Source organism: Microbispora triticiradicis (genome assembly GCF_005864065.1).
In the GTDB taxonomy this organism is placed as follows: domain Bacteria; phylum Actinomycetota; class Actinomycetes; order Streptosporangiales; family Streptosporangiaceae; genus Microbispora; species Microbispora triticiradicis.
Map to the genome: position 1 here is coordinate 346,131 of NZ_VANP01000002.1, position 17,637 is coordinate 363,767.

A 17,637-nucleotide genomic window follows, 5' to 3' on the forward strand; every position below is an offset into this window, starting at 1 on the left:
TCGGCCCGCAGCCCCGCCCGCCGTATCAGCCGCATCCCCCTGTGCACCTGAGAGGCCAGATGCCCGGCGGCAACAGCTCCGGTGGGTGGCACCCCGCGGCCGCTCACATTCCCCAGCCTTCCAGAGGTGGCAGGCGCTGGCTGTCGTACGGCGTGACGGCCCTGGTCGCGCTGGTCGTCGGCATCGGTATCGGCGCTGGCGGCAGTGCGGAGACGAAGGGTGCCGCCGGGCCGCAGCCCGCCGTGACGGTGACCGAAGCAGCCGACCCCGCGCCCACGGTTACGATCACGGAGACGGTGACCTCGGAGGCCGAGCAGCCGCAGGAGACGGGGGAGAGCGGCCCCGCAACGACCATGGCAGGTGACGGCCAGTACCTCGTGGGGGAGGACATCAAGCCCGGCACGTACAAGACGGCGGGCACGGACGGCGGCTTCGCCTGCTACTGGGCCCGGCTGAGGAACGCGTCGGGCGAGTTCAGCGCGATCACCGCTAACGACAACATCAAGGGCCCAGCGCGCGTGACGCTCAAGAAGGGCGAGTACTTCGAGACCAGCCGTTGCCACCCCTGGAAGCGTGTCGGGTGAGTTCCGTCATGATGCCGATCCTGCTTGCCCTCGCCTTCGCCGCGGTCGCCTACCTCGTTGCCCGCAGCCGTACCGCCTCCGAGCGAGCCGACCTGAAGGTCGTCCAGGAGCAGCATCGCCAGGCCCAGATGCAGATGGACGATCTCCGTTCGGAGCGCGACAAGGCGCAGAAGCGCGCCGCAGACCTCGAACGGGAGCACACCGCCACCCTGACCGAGCTCAAGACTCTCGGAGAGCGCTCCGCCGGGCTGGAGACGGCCCTGGACGCGGCTCGTATGGAGCTGCGGCGTCACGAGGTTGAGGGCGAGGGCATGAGGCTGTCTCTCGAGGCCGAGCGGAAGCGGTTCGCCGAGACCGACCGAGCGCTCCGCGAGGCCCAGTTGCTGATCGCGTCGCTGGAAGCCAAGGAGACCGAGCTTCGAGACGAGATTCAGCGGCTCAAGGAGCAGCTCAGCGAGCTCTCGGCGCAGAAGCAGAGCCTCCAGGAGCAGGCCACCCGGCTGGAAGCCGTACGCAAGGAGCTCGATGAGACGCGGGAGCAGAACAACCGGCTGCTGGAGGAGACGCTCCGCGCCACTGCCGCTGACATGCTCAAGCAGTCCCAGGACGAGCTGGTGACGCGGGCGGAGGCGACGCTCGGCGCGGTCAGCAAGCCCGTCAAGGACCAGCTGGCCCAGATGGACCAGCAGCTCAGGGACTTCGGCACCACCAGGGCCACCGCCGAGGCCAAGCTCGACCAGCAGTTGGTCACCCTGACCGAGGAAGGAATCCGGACGCGCCAGGAAACCCGCAAGCTGGTCGAGGCGCTGAAGAAGCCGCAGGTCCGCGGGCAGTGGGGTGAGATGCACCTCAAGCGGGCTGCGGAGCTGGCCGGCCTCGTTGAGCACTGCGACTTCGACCTGCAGGTCCACATCGTCGATGAGGACACGCGGCAGCGGCCCGACATGCTGATCCACCTGTCCGGTGGCAAGCACGTGATCGTGGACGCCAAGGTCCCGATGGACGCGTTCATGAGGGCGATCGAAGCGAGCGACGAGGCTGAGGCGGGCAGGCACTGGGCTGACCACGCACGGCAGCTGCGCAAGCACGTGGATGCCCTCGGGAGCAAGGAGTACTTCCGTAACGTCGCCTCGCCGGAATTCGTCGTGCTGTTCGTGCCGAGCGACGCCTTCCTCCAGCCGGCGCTGGACCACGACCCGACCCTGCTGGAATACGCCGTCAACAAGCAGGTCCTGATCGTCACGCCTACCTCGCTGATCGCCATGCTGCGCACGGTCGCCTACGCCTGGACCCAGGCCGCGCTGCAGAACAACATGAAGCAGGTGTACGAGCTCGGCCGTGAGCTCTACGACCGGCTGGCGGTCATGGGCGGCCACCTCGACAAGCTCGGCAGGGCGCTCGACCGGTCGGTCAAGACGTACAACGAGGCCGTGGGTTCGATCGAGGGCAGGGTCATGGTCACCGCCCGTAGGCTCCACACGCTCAAGCTGGTGGAGACCCAGTTGCTCGAACTCCGCGCTGTCGAGCAGACGACGAGGCATCTCGGCAGCCCCGAACTGATCGAGTCCGCGGCGGCCGAGCGGTCCGTCCGCGCTCTCCCCGTGTCAGCTACCGATGACGCTCCTGACGTGGACGCTGTCCTCTGATCATTCCGACATTGGACAGGCCGTATCCGGGGATCTAGGGCGACATCGAAGCGCTCGCCGTTGGCGCGGCGTGCTCGGCTCGTTCCGCGGAACCGGCCCTGGCGGCTCACCGCGCACCGGCTTGTTCGCGGGGCGTTCTCGTTCTCCGGAGTCGCCCGCTGAAAGCGAACACCCCTTTTCCGGGATGATCTCCGTGAATATGGTGGGCTCGACGTTGCGACGGAGGCTGTTCGGGTGGAGTCGGGGAAGCGGTTCGGACGGCGGCCGCGGCGAATGCGGCCGGAGGCGGAACCCGCTGCGCCGAGCTCCCCTCCGGCGCCTCCGGAGGCCGGACCACCTCGCCGCCGGGGAGACTGGCTGCGGCTGTACGGCTGGCTGGCCGCCATCATGGCCGCGGTTCTCGTCGGCGGTTACCTCCTCTTCGCCGCTGGGCCGCCGACCGAGGCCGAGTTACGCGACCAGGCCCGGCTGACGGGGAAGAAGAAGCTCCTGATCGGGGTGAAGGACGACACCCCGGGCATCGCGGTGCGCGACAGGACCGGCGCCTTCTCCGGCTTCGACATCGACATCGCCTACATGATCGCCGGTGAGCTCGGTTTCCGGCCCGATCAGGTGGAGTTCCTGTCCATCGAGACCGAGGACCGGGCCCGCCGCCAGGCCACCGACGCCGACGGGAACTTCGTCACCGTCGACCTCGTGGTGGCGACCTTCAGCATCACCGCCAAACGGCTGCAGGATCCGTCGGTCGGCCTCTCCAGCCCCTATCTGTTCACCGAGCAGTCGGTGGTGACACGGGCCGATCACGCCCGGGTGACCTCACTCGGCCAGCTCGCCGGCGAGAAGGTCTGCACGCTCGGCACCTCGACCTCGGAGGGCCCGCTGGCCGAGAGCGGCGCCAGGGTGACCGCGGAGAACAAGATCAGTGCCTGTTTCGAGGGGCTGGAGGACCACCTGTACGACGCCGTCAGCACGGACGCCGCGATCATGGCGGGATTCGTCGCCAAGTCCGGCGGGAAGCTGAGACACCACGACATCGGGCTGGAGACGACCGAGATGTGGGCGGTGAACACGGGCACCAACACCGCCCTGCGCACCCTGGTCGAGCTTGCGTTGTACCGCTCCTACGCCGACCCGCAGAACAGGATGTGGGAGGACGCCTACGACCGGCACATCCGTCCGCTGCTGGCGGCCAATCCCGGGGTGAACGTGGCCCAGAGCACCCAGCCGTGCCTGAAAGCGCCGCAGGTGCGCCGGTGGCCGTGGGAGCGAGCCCTTTCCGCCGATGGCTGCTGAGGCCGGGGGGACGCCAAGGGTCCGCGCGCCGCAGCGCAACCAGGAGTGGGTGCTGACGCTCCTGCCCGCCTTCCCGCTGGTGCTGCTGGTGATGCGGCTCTGGTACGCCAGCAGGCAGGACACGCAGACCCTGCTGCTGCTCGTGCAGTACGTCAGCCCGCTCGGCCTGCTCACCACGGTGCTGCTGACGCTCGTGTGGGTGCTGCCCGCCGTGGTGCTGGCCGGCCGGGTGCTCGGGCCGCTCTACCGGCTCAGCACCCGTCGCTCCTTCTGGGTGGCGCGGGCCGCCGACCGGGTGCCCGACTGGGTGGTCGCGGTGGCCGTGGGCGTCGGGCTGCTCGGCTGGCAGCTCCGTTTCTTGCCGACCCTGCTCATGCTCACGCTCGCGGTGGCCGGGCTGACCGTGCGGGAACGCCGCCCGCTGGACCGGACGTGGATCCGGGCCGTCTGCCTGGTGGTGCCGGTGGTCTCCGGCGTCCTCGTCCTCCTGCTGTTCCGCCCGGCGATCATGCAGGCGCTGGCGCAGCGTGACGTCGCCACGCTGATCCTGCTCACCGCGCCGCCCGTGCTCGCCCCGCTGGTCACCGGGCCGGTCCCCGCATCCGCCGCGCCGTTGGTGGTGCACGGCCTGACCTGGACGCTCGCCGTGCTCTTTCCGCTGGTCGCCGGAGTGGTGGTGCTTCGGTCGCCGATCCTGCCGCTCACGGCCATGGAGATCGCCACCAAGCCGAACGGCGGGGCCGAACAGGTCACGATCGGCTACGTGATCGCCAGCGACGACCGTCTCGTCACCATCCTCGAACGCTCCGGCGCGGTCCGTTTCGTACGCAACGACCTGCTGGTCTCCCAGGTGCTCTGCCCGGAGCCGGGCGCGGTCCCGCACACCACCGTCGACCTCCACCAGTGGAACGTCGAGCGGAGCGCCCTTTCCTGGCTGGCTCCCGCGCCTGTGCCGATCCCGCCCGACTCCCGCTGCGAGGGCCGTCCGGCGTCACCGGCCGACCTCGCCCCCGGCGAGGCCGCGGACTCCGGGGCAGGCCCGCGCCGCTGACGACACCTCAGGTGATCGCGGGTGCGCCAAGAGTCCGGCGGACGGCGTCGCGGAGCCAGCGGTGGGCTCCGTCGGCGGCGTGACGGGGGTGCCAGGCCATGCCGATGGTCAACGGCGGCAGCGGGAGGGGAATGTCGAGGAGGCGGAGGCCGAGGGCGCCGGCGGGGTCGGTGAGGGGCGAGGGGCCGGCGCCGGGGGGTGCGGTGGGGATGAGGCAGACGACGTCGCTACGGGCGGCGAGGGTCATCGCCGCCAGGTGGCCGGGAAGGACGGCGACGACCCGCCGGTGGAGGTTCCGCTCGGCCAGGGCGGTGTCGAGGGGGCCGGTGAACCGGCCGCGGCGGCTGACCGCGACGTGCTCGGCGGCGGCGAGCCGGGCCGGGGTCAGGGTTCCTTCGGTGAGGGGATGACCGGGCCGGACGGCCGCCGCCATCCGGAGGGTGACCAGCTCTTCCACCCGGGTTTCGGGGTCGACGTGGTCGATGGATCCGATCTCCAGGTCGATGCGGCCGTCGCGGAGGGCCGGCCCGGCCTCCAGCTCTTCGGCCCGGAACCGCAACGAGACCCCTGGCGCCTCCTGCCGGGCCCGTCGCAGCAGTCCCGGAGCCAGCGCCGCGCCGACGAGGTCGGCGGTCTGCAGGGTGAAGGTGCCGCGCAGGGTGGCGGGATCGACGTCGGCGCCGGGGGTGAGCAGTGCTTCGAGGCGGCGCACCACCGCGGCGGCTTCGTCGCGCAGGGCCTGGGCGCGGGGGGTGGGGACCATGGCCTGCCCGGCCCGGACCAGAAGCGGGTCCTGGAGGATGCGGCGGAGGCGGGCCAGGGTGCGGCTCATGGCGGCGGGGGAGGTGCGCAGGCGGGCGGCGGCGCGGGTGACGCTCTGCTCGGCCAGCAGGGCGTCCAGCGCGACGGCGAGATTGGCGTCGATGATCGGCTCTGAGCTGTTCACCAGCGTAATTCCATTTCAGGCAATGATTCCATGCTGAAGTTCCCATTGTGGCAACACTGCGGCCCTCCGCAGGATTGGAGGCGTTCCGATCCGACGCGACCCACGAGGTTCTCATGATCGTCATTACTGCTCCGACCGGGAACATCGGCCGCCGGCTGCTGTCCCTGCTCCTGGAGTCCGCCCCCGCCCGTGGTGAAGAACTGCGCGTGGTCGTGCGCGACCCCGCCAGGCTCCCCGGCCCGGTACGCGAACGCGTCGAGGTGGTCACCGGCTCGCACGGCGATGCCGAGGTCGTCGACCGGGCCTTCGAGGGCGCCGACGCCGTCTTCTGGCTCGTCCCCCCGGACGCCTCCCTGACCCCCGCGGACGCCTACTGCGGCTTCACCCGCCCCGCCGCGAAGGCGCTCGCCGCCCACGGTGTCGGCCATGTCGTCGGCGTCTCCGCGCTCGGCCGCGGCACCCCGGTCGCCGGGCGCGCCGGACTCGTCACTGCGTCACTCGACATGGACGACCTCATCGCGGGCACCGGCGTCGCCTACCGGGCCCTGGCCTGCCCCTCCTTCTTCGAGAACCTTCTGGAGGAGGCCGGCTCGATCCGCCAGAAGGGCGTCTTCACCGACGTCGTCGCCGCCGACCGCAGGGCCCCCCTCGTCGCCGTCGCCGACATCGCGGCCGTCGCCGCCCGTCTGCTGCTGGACCGCTCCTGGACCGGCACCGGCAGCGTCCCCGTCCTCGGGCCGCGGGACCTTTCCCCGAACGACCTGGCCCGCATCATGACCGAGCAGTTCGGCCGTCCCGTCCGTTACGAACGCCAGTCCCTCGACGACCTGCACGCCACCCTCGCCGGATACGGCCTCAACGAGGCGTTCGTCCAGGGCGTCGTCGACATGAAGCGGGCCAAGGACGACGGCCTCGACGCCGGTGTCACCCGTACGCCGGACACCGCCTCCCCCACCACCTTCGAGCAGTGGTGCGCCCGGACCCTCAAGCCCGCCGTCCTCGCCTGCCGCCTGCCGGCGCATCCGTGATGCCCACCAGACCGAGACCACCTGCCACCACAAAGGGAGCACATCATGCCCGCTGAGACGACCGAACCGCCGATCACCGCGTTCATGCTCGTCAAGACCACGCCCGAATGGCTCGCCATGACCGTCCGGGAACGGGCGGACGCCTTCGCCACCCAGGTCGTCCCCGCGATCGAGGCCAGGACCACCGGCGTCCGGTCACGCTTCTACGACACGGAGTTCTACTCCGCGCGCGTCACCGACGTCTGGGTCTGGGAGGCGGACGACCACCACGCCTATCAGCTCCTCATCGACGCGCTGCGCGAAACACCTTTCTGGGACCGCTACTTCGAGGTCGTCGACCTCCTCGTCGGCGTGGAGAACGGCTACGCCCGCACCTACGGCCTCGACCCCGTCGCCACCGTCACCACCTGACACACCGGCACAGCCGCGTGTTCACACGAGAGCGAATCCGAGTGCTTCGGCGGCCTGCGCCTGAAAGCGATCGCGGCTGGCGAAGCCGAGCTTGTCTCCCTCTTCCTCCAGAAGAGGAATCGCCGCGATCTCGGCCATGGCGAGGTGAATCGCGTCGAGCGCACGCAACGCATGGGCATAGACGATCTCGGTGGCGCGCTGTTCGACCGCCTCACGTGGAGCGGCGAGCAGCGTGACAGGACCGTCTTCGCCAAGGTCGGACGACAGAACCGCGAGAGTTCCGTCCAGGTCCATCAGCCGTTGCGTGCGTGCCGCGCGCACCAGAACGCCGGTCACTTCAACCACCGTCAGCGTTCCTGTCACCAATAGATGATCAGGATCGTCCAGAAGCTCACGAGCCCGGCCATGACCAGGCTCGTCACGAAGGTAGGCGCAGGCGAGGACGGAGGAGTCGACGTAGGTGAGCATGGTGGCGGTCAGCGACCTTCGGCCCAGAGCCGGTCGAGTATGGGGCCGATACCCTCGGTCGTCTCCAGAGCGCGCTCGCGGTCAGCGCTGGTCACCCGTTGCGTCTCAGGAACACAACCTTCCGCGAGGACGCCCAGGCGGCGGGCCCGGGCGCGCAGTTCCGCCCGTGCGTCGAGCGTCTCATCGGCGACGCCCTTCGCGAGGATCTCTGCGGCGGTCGCGTTGATGGATCGGCCGGTGCGGTGAGCTCGGCGCGTGATACGCCGATGAAGGTCGTCATCGATCCGAAGCAGTAGTTGTTTCACCCTTCGATGCTATCAATGATGGTCGCAGTAGTGATATCACTTGCCCCTGCCTGACTCCGCTTGTTTTCTGCTGGTCGCGGCACTGCCGGCGGGCCGTGAGCGCGGTTCCGGAGCGTCATGGACATCAAGGGTGGGTTCTCATGCGGCGTTAATCGAGGGCTCAGGGCGGTCCCATCAGGGGTCGCGAGCGTGGGGCCATGAGCGTAACGATGGTGTCCGGGCCGGAGGCGGGGTCGGCCCGCCGGACCCGGCTGGTCGAGGTGGTCGTCCCCGTCCACAACGAGGAGCGTGTGCTGGCCGCGAGTGTGCGGCGGCTGCACGGCTACCTCGCCCGCGAGTTCCCGTACGGCTTCCGCGTGACGATCGCGGACAACGCGAGCACCGACGCCACGTGGCGGATCGCCGGGCGGCTGGCGGGCGAGCTGCCCGGGGTGCGGGCCGTGCACCTGGACCGCAAGGGCCGGGGCCGGGCCCTGCGGAGGGTGTGGGAGGCCAGCGAGGCCGACGTCGTCGCGTACATGGACGTCGACCTGTCGACCGACCTGGACGCGTTCCTGCCGCTCGTCGCGCCGCTGCTGAGCGGGCACAGCGACCTGGCGATCGGCACCCGCCTTTCTCCCTGGGCCAACGTGGTGCGCGGCCCGAAGCGCGAGATCATCTCGCGGGTCTACAACCTGCTCCTGCGGTCGCTGATGGGCGTGCGCTTCTCCGACGCGCAGTGCGGCTTCAAGGCCGTCCGCACGGAGGTGGCGCAGGCGCTGCTGCCCGCGGTGCGCGACGAGGAGTGGTTCTTCGACACCGAGTTGCTGCTGCTCGCGGAGCAGCATGGCCTGCGCATCCACGAGGTGCCGGTCGACTGGGTGGACGACCCCGACAGCCGGGTGGACATCGTCAGGACGGCGGTCGGCGACCTGCGCGGCATGTGGCGGGTCGCCCGCGCGAGCCTGCGCCGTCCGCCGGCCCGCCCGGTCACCACGTCCATCAGGAGGCAGATCCCGGCGTTCGCGGTGATCGGTCTGATCAGCACGGCCGCCCACCTCGCGCTGTTCTGGACGCTGCGCGCCGTCCTGCCCGCCGTGATCGCCAACGCGGTCGCGTTGCTGGTGACCGCGGTGGCCAACACCGCCGCCAACCGGCGCTTCACCTTCGGCGTACGCGGCCGGGCGGGGGCCCTGCGGCACCACCTGGGCGGGCTCGTCGCCTTCGTCGCGGGGCTCGCGCTGACCAGCGCGGGCCTGACCGCGCTGCCCGCCGGGGCGCCGCGGGCGGCCGAAATGGCCGCCGTGATCGTCGCGAACGGCCTCGCCACGCTGCTGCGCTTCCTGCTCCTGCGATCCTGGGTCTTCGCGCCCGGCAAGGACTCCCGATGACCGTGCTCGCCACCATGACCCCGATCGGACACCGGGCCTCCGCCGGCCGTGTGCCGCCGCTCCTGCGCTGGGGCAGGTGGGCCGTCCTCGTCCTCGCGGCCGTCCTCCACACCTGGGCGCTCGGTCGCAACGGGTACGCCAACGACTACTACGCGGCCGCGATCTACTCCGGCACCCGAAGCTGGAAGGCGTTCTTCTACGGCGCGCTGGACGCCGGGTCGTTCATCACCGTCGACAAGCCGCCGTTCGCGCTGTGGGTCATGGGCCTGTCGGCCCGGATCTTCGGCTTCGGCACGTGGAGCATGCTGCTGCCGCAGGCCGCGGCCGGAGTCGGGTCGGTGGCCCTGGTCGGCTCGGCCGTACGGCGGTCGCTGCGCGGGCTCGGCGAGCGCGCGGCCGGGGTGGCGGCCCTGCTGGCGGCGCTGGTGATGACGCTGACGCCGATCACCGTCGCCATCAACCGGGACAACAACCCCGACACGATCCTGGTGCTCCTGCTGGTGGCGGCCGGGTGGTTCTGCCTGGAGGCGACCCGCACCGGGCGCCTGCGCACGCTGCTGATGGTCGCCGTGCTGGTGGGCCTCGCCTTCAACACCAAGATGCTGCAGGCCTACCTGGTGCTGCCCGCGTTCGCCCTCGCCTACCTGTACGCGGCGCCGGGGCGGCTCGTACGGCGGATCGGGCGCCTGCTCGCCGCCGGAGCGGTGCTCGTCGTCTCCAGCGGATGGTGGATGGTCCTGGTCGACCTGACCCCGGCCTCCTCCCGGCCGTACATCGGGGGCAGCACCGACAACAGCGTGTGGGACCTGGTGATCGGCTACAACGGCCTCGGCCGCGTCTTCGGCGGCGCGGGCGACGGCGGGCCGGCCCGGCTCCCCGCGGCGGCGTCCGGCGACCTGCCCGAGGGCCTCACCCGGGCCTTCGGCGGCGGCCCGGGAGGCGGCCCGGGAGGCGGGTTCGGCGGCACGGCGGGCGCCGGGCGGCTGTTCAACGACGTCATGGCCGGGCAGATCTCCTGGCTGCTCCCGTTCGCCGCGGTGGCGCTCGTCTGCGGCCTGCTCCTGGCCGCCCGGCACACGTACGGACCCGCGACCCGGCCCGTCCGCGCCGCGCTGCTGCTCTGGGGCGGCTGGCTGCTGGTCCACTACGCCGTGTTCAGCTTCTCCAGCGGCACCTTCCACCCCTACTACACGACCGCGATGGCTCCCGCGATCGCCGCGCTGACCGGCGCCGGCGGCGTGCTGATGTGGCGGGCGGCCCGTACGTCCCGGGCCTGGCGACCGGTCCTGGCGGCGGCCGTCGCCGCGACGGGCGCCTGGTCGTTCGCCGTGCTGCGCCGTACGCCGGAGTTCGTGCCCTGGCTCGCCTGGACGATCGCGGGCGTGACGGCGATGGCCGTGCTCGCCCTGGTGGCCTCGGCGTTCGTCCCCGTGAAGCGAGACGCGGACCCCGACGCCGGGCGCGGACGCCGTGCGGCCACGTGGGGCGCGGCGGTGGCACGGGTCACGGCGCTCGCATCGGCCGCGGCGGTCCTGGCCGGGCTCGCCGGACCGGCGGCGTACGCCGTGACGCCGCTCGGCACGGCGGTGAACGGCACCAACCCCACCGCAGGCCCCGCGACCGGGAGCGGCGGGGGCCCCTTCGGCGGGCGCGCTGGCCTCTCCGGTGGCCCTCCCGGCCAGGGCACACCGCCCGGGCGGCCGGAGGACGGGACGGACGGACGGCTGGGCGGGCGGATGGGCGGACCTGGAGGCACGGGCGGGGCCGTGGACGCCGAGATGGCCGCCTACCTGAAGCGGAACAAGGGCGGTGCCACCTGGCTGGTCGCCGTGGGGAGCGCGCAGAGCGCCTCCTCGCTCATCCTGTCGGCCGGAGAGCCGGTCATCGCGATGGGCGGCTTCACCGGCTCCGATCCCGCGATGACCGTGGACCTGCTGAAGAGGTACGCCGCGGACGGCAGCCTGCGGTACGTCCTGCTCGGCGAGGGACGCGGACCCGGCGGCGGGGCCGACTCGTCCGTCACCGCCTGGGTGAAGGCCAACGCGACCCTCGTCCCGGCGTCCGAATACGGGGGAACCGGGACAAGCACCCTCTACCGCCTGAGCTGAGCGCGTACGAGCACCGATACCCAGGGCCGATATCGGGACCGGACGCGTTCGGCCGCCACCTTCGCGGGTACGGGAAGGGCCTCTCGATGACGAAAGGACGATCACCCATGGACACGGAGGCCTTCATCGCCCTCCTGAACGAGGACCTGGAGAGCGAGTACCGCTCGATCGTGCAGTACGTCCAGCACGCGGCGACGATCAAGGGCGCGCAGTACCTGTCGATCATCGAGGAGCTCAAGCAGCACCTCGGCCAGGAGCTCAACCACGCGAGCACGCTGGCCGAGCAGATCGACTTCCTCGGCGGCGTGCCGAGTGTCCGCGTTCCCGAGATCCCGGTCGCGACCGACAGCGCGCAGGCGTTGCGGCTCGACCTCGAACTGGAGCAGGAGCAGCTGCGCCGCTACCGCGAGCGGGTGGAGCAGGCCCAGCAGCTCGGCCTGAGCGACGTCGCCGAGGCGCTGCGCCCGCTGCTGCAGCAGACGCAGGACCACGTCATGGACCTGCAGACCGTGCTGGGCGAGTGACGGACGGCATACCGGCGGATGAGGCGCGCGGGCTCGCGGCCGGGACGGGTCGCGTCGCCCGTGCGTCCGGCGCGTCCGCCAGGGCGGCGGTGCCTCGGCGAGGGGTCACGAGGTGTGCGCATCCGCAGGGGCGGCCCCTCCGCCGAACATCGTGACCGCGGTCTCCCGGCCTGTCGCCTGGTTCTCCGCGACGTAGGGCCGCAGTTCCTCCTCGTACGCGGCGAACGCGGTCGTGTGATCGCCGCCGGCCGAGGCGAGGGCGCGCGCCAGGGTCCGGGCACCGATCAGCGCCTGTGAGGTGCCCATGCCGCTGGTCGGCGCGGCGCAGTACCCCGCGTCGCCGACCAGCGCGACCCGGCCCGCCGACCAGTGGTCCAGATGGACCTGGCAGGTCGAGGAGAAATAGAAGTCGTCGGCCTCGCTCATCGCCTCCAGCAGCCGGGGCACCTCCCAGCCGCGCCCGGCGAAGGCGGCGCGCACCGCCTGCTCCTGCTCGTGCCGGGGCCGCCGGTCGAGCGCGGGAGAGGCGGTGGAGAAGGAGAGGCTGACTGTGAGCCGGTCTGCGTCGCCCGTGCTCAGCAGGAAGATCGCCCGGTCCGCGCCATGCTGCAGTATTCCGCTCCGGCGGAGTCCGAGGTGGTTGACGGTGCTGAAGCCGGCACCGGAGAGGCCCAGGTGCCGCAGGGCGCCGGGGGGCGAGCCGAAGGCCAGCCGTCTGACCTTCGAGTGCACGCCGTCGGCGCCGAACACGAGGTCGAACTCGCGGGTGGCGCCGCGTTCGAACTCGGCCGTGATCCCGGACTCGCGCTCGGTCAGCGCGCTGATCGAGTCGTCGAACACGTACGTCACGTCGCCCGCCGTGACGCGGTGCAGGATCCGGGTCAGCTCCCTCTTGGGCACCTCCAGCTCGCCGGCGAAGGCCTCGGCGGGCAGCCGCCCGATCTCGGTGCCCTCCTCGTCGACGAGGAGGGTGCCGCTCATCCTGGTGTCGTGTTCGCGGAGCTCGGACAGGATGCCCATCTCGTCGAGAACCTCGAACGCCGCGCCCCGGAAGTCCACGGCGTACCCGCTGTCGCGGAGGTCCGGTGCGCGCTCGACCACGGTCACCTCGTAGCCGTCGCGCCGCAGGAAATAGGCGAGGGCGGGTCCGGCCACGCTCGCCCCGGAGATCAGAACCTTCGTCGCTGTCATGGCACGACCGTAGCCGGGTCTTGTCCATTTGGTCAAACCATTTGGATAAGCCAAATGGGCAATCGATCTCGTATGCTGCTCGGCATGGGAAACCGAGAGGATCTGCTGGCCGGCGCCAAGCGGTGCCTTGTCGAACGCGGCTGGGCGCACACGACCGTCCGGGACATCGCCTCGGCCGCCGGAGTCAGTCACGCCGCCATCGGCTACCACTTCGGCTCCAAGGACGCCCTGCTCACGCAGGCTCTGGTGGAGGCGGTCGACGAGCTCTCCGAGGAGCTGGCCTCTCGCACTCCGTCCGACAGGCCCGAACAGCGCTGGCAGGCGCTGATCGACAGCTTCACCACGCACCGGGCGCTGTGGGTGGCCCAACTCGAGGCCGCGGTGCGGGCCGAGCGGTCACCGGAGGTACGCGAACACCTCGCCAGGGGGCAGCGGGAAGGACGCGAAGGGCTCGGCGGCTCGGTGCCGCTCGCCCTGTTGAGCGGTCTGATGCTGCAGTGGCTGGTGGATCCGGATCACGCGCCCGGCGGCGCGGAGGTGATCGCCGGGCTTCGCTCGCTCGCCACTCAGCTCTGAAGGGCTCCGGGCGCCTGACGCGGCGCCACGGGGCGCGCGGCCCGGCGGGCGGGAACGCGATGCGTGGGTCCGCGCGGCGGGCGGGTGGCGTGGAGTGTGGGTCAGCGCGGCTGGTGGAGGGTGTAGTCGTCGAGGGCGCGGACGATCAGCGCCCTCGCGTCGTCCCTGAAGGCCGCCGCCTCCCAGAACTCCTCGAACGCCCGGGCGTAGAAATCCACCTCGCCGGCGTCGCGCAGCAGCAGGTCCCTGGTGCCGGTGGCCACCCCCACCAGGGCGTTGTCGTAGATCCAGAACGAGTTCGTCAGCGCGGACGGCAGCGGCGCCTCGAACGGCAGCAGGCCGAACTCCACGTTCGGCAGCGTCGTCACCGCGATCAGCCGGTCGAGCTGGCCGCGCATCACGTCGGGCGGCGCCAGCCGGTAGCGCAGCACCGACTCGGGCATGACGAACCGGAACCGCCGCGCCGGGTCGTACAGGATCTCCTGGCGCCGCATGCGGACCCGGATCGCGTCGTCCACGTCGGCGGTCGACTTGTACAGCCGCCTGAGCTTCCCGAAGACGTGCCGGGCGTACTCGGTGGTCTGCAGCAGCCCGATCACCGCCCCGGGCTCGAAGGCCCGGAACAGGAGGGTGCGCGTCTCCAGGTCGCGGATGTCCTCCTGCAGGGCGGCCAGGCCGTTCCGGTGCCGCTGCCGCCAGGAGTCCTGCCGCTCCTGGAGCCCGGCCGCCTGCCTGACCAGCGCGTCGATCGTCTGCGGGTCGGCCTCCACGGCCTTCCCCCACGCGGCCACGTCGTCCTCGGAGGCGGTCTGGCGGGCGTTCTCGATGCGCGAGACCTTCGACGGCTGCCAGTGGAGCCGCTCGGCGAGGTCCTTCCCGGACAGGCGGGCGTTCTCCCGCAGCCGGCGTAGCCGGACCCCCAGGTCCATGCGGGCTTGATGGAAACCGCTCACTTCCACCTCCGCATGCGGGCGGTCCTGCGATTGCGCAATCCTAGTGCGGGAGCGGCACGAGGCAGTTCAGGGCGGGACCGGCACGCGGACCGCGCGCAGGCGTTCCCCGAGCGCCTTGGCCTGCGCGTCGAGGAGCGGGCTCGCGGCCACGCCCCTGCCCAGCAGACCGTGGATCACGAAGTTGAGCGCGTGCAGGTTGGGCAGCGCGAACCGCTCCACCGGCAGCCCGCCGATCTCCGGCAGCAGTTCCCTGAGCCGCTCCACGGTCAGGAACGCCGCGAGCCACGGGTAGCGGGCGGGGTCGCGCACCCAGACGCCGAGATTGGCGTCACCGCCCTTGTCGCCCGACCGCGCGCCCACGACCCGGCCCAGCGGCCGGACCGGCCCGGCCGTGAGATCACCCGCGTACGGCGGTGCCGCCTGGTGATCCGTGACGCCGCCGGTCGGGCCGTACGCGTCAGGGGAGACCAGCGGCCCGGGCGGCGCGTACGGCACCTCGATGCGGACCCCGCCGACGGTCACGACCGGGAGCACGGCACGGGCGTCGACCGAGGAAGGCCAGTAGACGCCGTAGGGGGAGGCGTCGGCGGGCGGCGTCAGCCCGAAGAAGCCGGGGTAGCTCGCCAGGCCGGTCTCCACCACCGCCGAGGAGAACGCCCGTCCCGCCTTGCGGGCGTCGGAGTCCATGACCGTGATCCGCAGCAACGCGGTCCCACCTGTGTCCGCGGCCGTGCCCGGCTCGTACGCGTGCGGGCCGAGGGGGGTCAACTCCACGTGGACCTGGTCGAAGGAGTCCCGGGGCACGCGGGCCCAGATCGCCTCCTGCGCGGCCCGGGCCTTCGCGGCGATGTCGAGGCCGGTCAGCACCAGCGTCATCGTGTTGCGGTAGCCGCCGACGTAGGTGACCGCCACCTTCAGCGTCTCCGGCGGGGCCTCACCGCGTACGCCCGTGATCCTGACCCGGTCGGGCCCCTCCTGCTCCAGGTGGACGGTGTCGAACCGGGCCGTCACGTCGGGGCCGAGGTAGCGGGGCGAGGCGATCTCGTAGAGCAGTTGCGCGGTCACGGTGCCGGTCGAGACCAGCCCGCCGGTGCCCGGGTGCTTGGTGATGACGCTCGACCCGTCCGCGTACAGCTCGGCGATGGGGAAGCCGCAGTCGGGGAGGCCGGGCACCTCCTCGAAGAAGGCGTAGTTGCCGCCGGTCGCCTGGCAGCCGCACTCGATGACGTGCCCGGCGACGACGGAACCGGCCAGCGGGCCGAGGTCGCCGGGCCGCCAGCCGAACCACCACATGCCGGGCCCGGTGACCAGCGCCGCGTCGGTGACCCGCCCGGTGACGACGACGTCGGCGCCGTGCTCCAGCGCCACCGCGATCGGCCGTCCGCCCAGGTAGGCGTTCGCGGTCAGCGGAGTCTCCCGCAGGATCTCGCCGGTGCCGGCGTTGACCGGCGGCCCGGCGAGCGGCATGAGATCGTCGCCGGTGACGTGGGCGACGCTCGCGCGCAGCCCCAGCCGGTCGGCCAGGGCGGACACCGCCTCCGCGCAGCCGGCCGGATCGAGGCCGCCCGCGTTGGAGACCACCCTGATGCCCCGGTCGAGGCAGGTGCCGAGGACCTGCTCCATCTGGGTGAGGAAGGTGCGGGCGTAGCCGGGGCGGCCCTTGAGCCGGTTGCCGGCGAGGATCGACATGGTGAGCTCGGCGAGCCAGTCGCCGGTCAGGACATCGATCGGCCCGCCCTCGACCATCTCCCGCGCCGCCGAGAGCCGGTCGCCGTAGAAGCCGCCGCAGTTAGCGATCCGCAGCGGTCCCGGTCGCCCGGCCCCGGCCGTCATCGCGCGGCTTCCGCGCCCGCGATATCGGAGGGGACCCAGGCGGCGGGGCGTTTCTCGGCGAAGGCCCGGATGCCCTCCCGCCCCTCCTCCGAGGTGAACCGCTCGGCCGACAGCGCGGCCATCTCCCGCAGGCCCTCCTCGATCGGCATCAGCGGCACCTCGCGGACGAGCCGCTTGGTGATCGCGAGCGCCTCGGGGCCGCCGCGCAGCAGCATGCCCGTGTAGTGCGCCACCGTCGCGTCGAGGTCCTCCTCGGGTACGGCCCGGGTGAGCAGCCCGATCTCCACCGCGCGAGCGGCGGTGAAGACCTCGCCGGTGAGGAGGTACTCGGCCGCGGCCCGGGGCTCCAGGCGGCGCAGGCAGGTGGCCGCGATCATCGCGGGGACCACCCCGAGCCGCACCTCGGTGAACGCGAACGACGCGCTCGCCGGGGCGATCGCGAAGTCGCACGCCGCCACCAGGCCGAGGCCGCCCGCCCTGGCCGTGCCGTTGAGGCGGCACACGACCGGCTTCGGGCTCTCCCAGATCCGCAGCATGACGCCGGGGAACGACGTGGTCACCGGCGCCCCGCCCGCGCGCTGCTCCTTCAGGTCCGCCCCGGCGCAGAACACCGGCCCGGCGCCGGTCAGCACGATCACCCGTACGGCGGGCTCGTCCAGCGCCCGGGACAGGGCCTCGTCGAGCTGCGCGAGCAGCCGGGACGACAGGGCGTTGCGGTTGTGCGGCGAGTCGAGCGTGATCGTGGCCACGCCACCCGCCTGCTCCCACCGCACGAGATCCCCCGGCGCCCCCGCACTCGCCGACGCCCCTGCCGACGACTCCGTGCTCGCGGGGGCCGCCGCATCCGCTGTCGCCTCCATCCCCTCCGGGGGCCGCGCGCCCGTGGGCGCACCCGCTGCGATCTGCGGGTGTCGCGACGGCTCGCCGGTCGCGTTCATCGCTGCTCCGCCTCCCCCCGCGGAGCCGCGCCCGGATCTGAGCCCGAGTCCGGGCCGGGAGCCACGACCGCACCGCCACCCGCGGCCGTGCCCGGGTCCACGCCCGAAACCGTGCCGCTCAGAGCCGCGCCGCTCGGAGCCGTGCCCGAGTTCGCGCCTGGGTTCGCGCTTGGGTCCGCGACCGGAGCCGCGCCGCCCGGAGCCGTGCCCGTGCCCGGCTCCGGGCCGCCGGCGTCCGGCGGGAGGTCGCCCCACGTGTCCGTCTGGGCGTTCTCCCCGGTGCCGTCGCGGCCCGCCGCCAGGCCGCCCGCCGGGTCGGTGGCGGCCACAGGTGTCTGGCCGGGGGCCGGGGCGCCCGTAGTGTCCGCAAATGCATCCCACGGCTCGACGCCGGCCGAGTTGTGATCCTCGT

General features: G+C 72.1%; 17 protein-coding genes. 10 read left to right on the top strand and 7 right to left on the bottom strand.

Going from position 1 to position 17,637, the window contains the following annotated elements; all coding sequences use genetic code 11:
* Window positions 1-41: 41 nt before the first annotated feature.
* The 4 genes from FED44_RS06610 to FED44_RS06625 all read left to right on the top strand — a co-directional run bounded on the left by FED44_RS06610 (window position 42) and on the right by FED44_RS06625 (window position 4,574).
* Window positions 42-584, top strand: a complete 543-nt coding sequence (locus tag FED44_RS06610; RefSeq protein ID WP_138460083.1) for a hypothetical protein — start codon at window positions 42-44, stop codon at window positions 582-584.
* An 8-nt stretch (window positions 585-592) separates the two neighbouring features.
* Window positions 593-2,230, top strand: a complete 1,638-nt coding sequence (locus FED44_RS06615; protein WP_244301756.1) for a DNA recombination protein RmuC — start codon at window positions 593-595, stop codon at window positions 2,228-2,230.
* Between the two features lie 273 nt (window positions 2,231-2,503).
* Window positions 2,504-3,523, top strand: a complete 1,020-nt coding sequence (locus FED44_RS06620) for a transporter substrate-binding domain-containing protein (protein WP_138460085.1) — start codon at window positions 2,504-2,506, stop codon at window positions 3,521-3,523.
* Window positions 3,513-4,574, top strand: a complete 1,062-nt coding sequence (locus FED44_RS06625) for a hypothetical protein (RefSeq protein ID WP_138460086.1) — start codon at window positions 3,513-3,515, stop codon at window positions 4,572-4,574. Before FED44_RS06620 ends, FED44_RS06625 begins: the two co-directional genes overlap by 11 nt.
* Window positions 4,575-4,581: 7 nt before the next feature.
* Here the strand turns inward: FED44_RS06625 and FED44_RS06630 are convergent, their stop codons facing one another.
* A complete protein-coding gene (locus FED44_RS06630) occupies window positions 4,582-5,520 on the bottom strand; it encodes a LysR family transcriptional regulator (RefSeq protein ID WP_191909951.1) in 939 nt (312 codons plus the stop codon).
* 113 nt (window positions 5,521-5,633) lie between these two features.
* Here FED44_RS06630 and FED44_RS06635 point away from each other — a divergent pair, with 113 nt between their 5' ends.
* Both FED44_RS06635 and FED44_RS06640 read left to right on the top strand, forming a co-directional pair.
* Window positions 5,634-6,548 (top strand): NAD(P)H-binding protein, encoded by a 915-nt coding sequence (locus FED44_RS06635; RefSeq protein WP_138460087.1) that lies wholly within the window; start codon window positions 5,634-5,636, stop codon window positions 6,546-6,548.
* Between the two features lie 45 nt (window positions 6,549-6,593).
* A complete protein-coding gene (locus FED44_RS06640; RefSeq protein ID WP_117409552.1) occupies window positions 6,594-6,959 on the top strand; it encodes a darcynin family protein in 366 nt (121 codons plus the stop codon).
* Between the two features lie 21 nt (window positions 6,960-6,980).
* Here the strand turns inward: FED44_RS06640 and FED44_RS06645 are convergent, their stop codons facing one another.
* Together FED44_RS06645 and FED44_RS06650 are read right to left on the bottom strand one after the other, a co-directional pair.
* Window positions 6,981-7,427 carry a type II toxin-antitoxin system VapC family toxin gene (locus FED44_RS06645; RefSeq protein ID WP_117409553.1) on the bottom strand — a complete coding sequence of 149 codons (447 nt, stop codon included), beginning with the start codon at window positions 7,425-7,427 and terminating at the stop codon, window positions 6,981-6,983.
* Between the two features lie 8 nt (window positions 7,428-7,435).
* Window positions 7,436-7,732 carry a FitA-like ribbon-helix-helix domain-containing protein gene (locus FED44_RS06650; RefSeq protein WP_117409554.1) on the bottom strand — a complete coding sequence of 99 codons (297 nt, stop codon included), beginning with the start codon at window positions 7,730-7,732 and terminating at the stop codon, window positions 7,436-7,438.
* 197 nt (window positions 7,733-7,929) lie between these two features.
* Between FED44_RS06650 and FED44_RS06655 the strand changes: the two genes are divergently transcribed.
* The 3 genes from FED44_RS06655 to FED44_RS06665 all read left to right on the top strand — a co-directional run bounded on the left by FED44_RS06655 (window position 7,930) and on the right by FED44_RS06665 (window position 11,734).
* Entirely contained in the window at window positions 7,930-9,102 is a 1,173-nt protein-coding gene (locus FED44_RS06655) for a bifunctional glycosyltransferase family 2/GtrA family protein (protein ID WP_138460088.1), read from the top strand.
* Window positions 9,099-11,210 (top strand): glycosyltransferase family 39 protein, encoded by a 2,112-nt coding sequence (locus FED44_RS06660; RefSeq protein ID WP_138460089.1) that lies wholly within the window; start codon window positions 9,099-9,101, stop codon window positions 11,208-11,210. The genes FED44_RS06655 and FED44_RS06660 overlap by 4 nt, the downstream gene beginning before the upstream one ends.
* Window positions 11,211-11,317: 107 nt before the next feature.
* The gene (locus tag FED44_RS06665) at window positions 11,318-11,734 is read left to right on the top strand and encodes a ferritin-like domain-containing protein (protein ID WP_117409557.1); all 417 of its coding nucleotides are present in this window, start codon (window positions 11,318-11,320) and stop codon (window positions 11,732-11,734) included.
* Window positions 11,735-11,839: 105 nt separating this feature from the next.
* Here the strand turns inward: FED44_RS06665 and FED44_RS06670 are convergent, their stop codons facing one another.
* Window positions 11,840-12,925, bottom strand: a complete 1,086-nt coding sequence (locus FED44_RS06670; protein ID WP_138460090.1) for an FAD-dependent monooxygenase — start codon at window positions 12,923-12,925, stop codon at window positions 11,840-11,842.
* An 84-nt stretch (window positions 12,926-13,009) separates the two neighbouring features.
* Between FED44_RS06670 and FED44_RS06675 the strand changes: the two genes are divergently transcribed.
* Window positions 13,010-13,501: a TetR/AcrR family transcriptional regulator gene (locus FED44_RS06675; protein WP_165900869.1), complete on the top strand. Its 492-nt coding sequence runs from the start codon at window positions 13,010-13,012 to the stop codon at window positions 13,499-13,501.
* Between the two features lie 101 nt (window positions 13,502-13,602).
* Here FED44_RS06675 and FED44_RS06680 read toward each other — a convergent pair whose 3' ends face one another.
* The 3 genes from FED44_RS06680 to FED44_RS06690 form a co-directional block, all read right to left on the bottom strand.
* Window positions 13,603-14,430, bottom strand: coding sequence for a helix-turn-helix domain-containing protein (locus tag FED44_RS06680; RefSeq protein WP_220502238.1), 828 nt, complete (start codon window positions 14,428-14,430; stop codon window positions 13,603-13,605).
* Window positions 14,431-14,520: 90 nt separating this feature from the next.
* Entirely contained in the window at window positions 14,521-16,287 is a 1,767-nt protein-coding gene (locus tag FED44_RS06685) for an acyclic terpene utilization AtuA family protein (RefSeq protein WP_138460092.1), read from the bottom strand.
* The gene (locus FED44_RS06690; RefSeq protein ID WP_244301757.1) at window positions 16,284-17,225 is read right to left on the bottom strand and encodes an enoyl-CoA hydratase-related protein; all 942 of its coding nucleotides are present in this window, start codon (window positions 17,223-17,225) and stop codon (window positions 16,284-16,286) included. Before FED44_RS06690 ends, FED44_RS06685 begins: the two co-directional genes overlap by 4 nt.
* Between the last annotated feature and the right edge of the window lie 412 nt (window positions 17,226-17,637).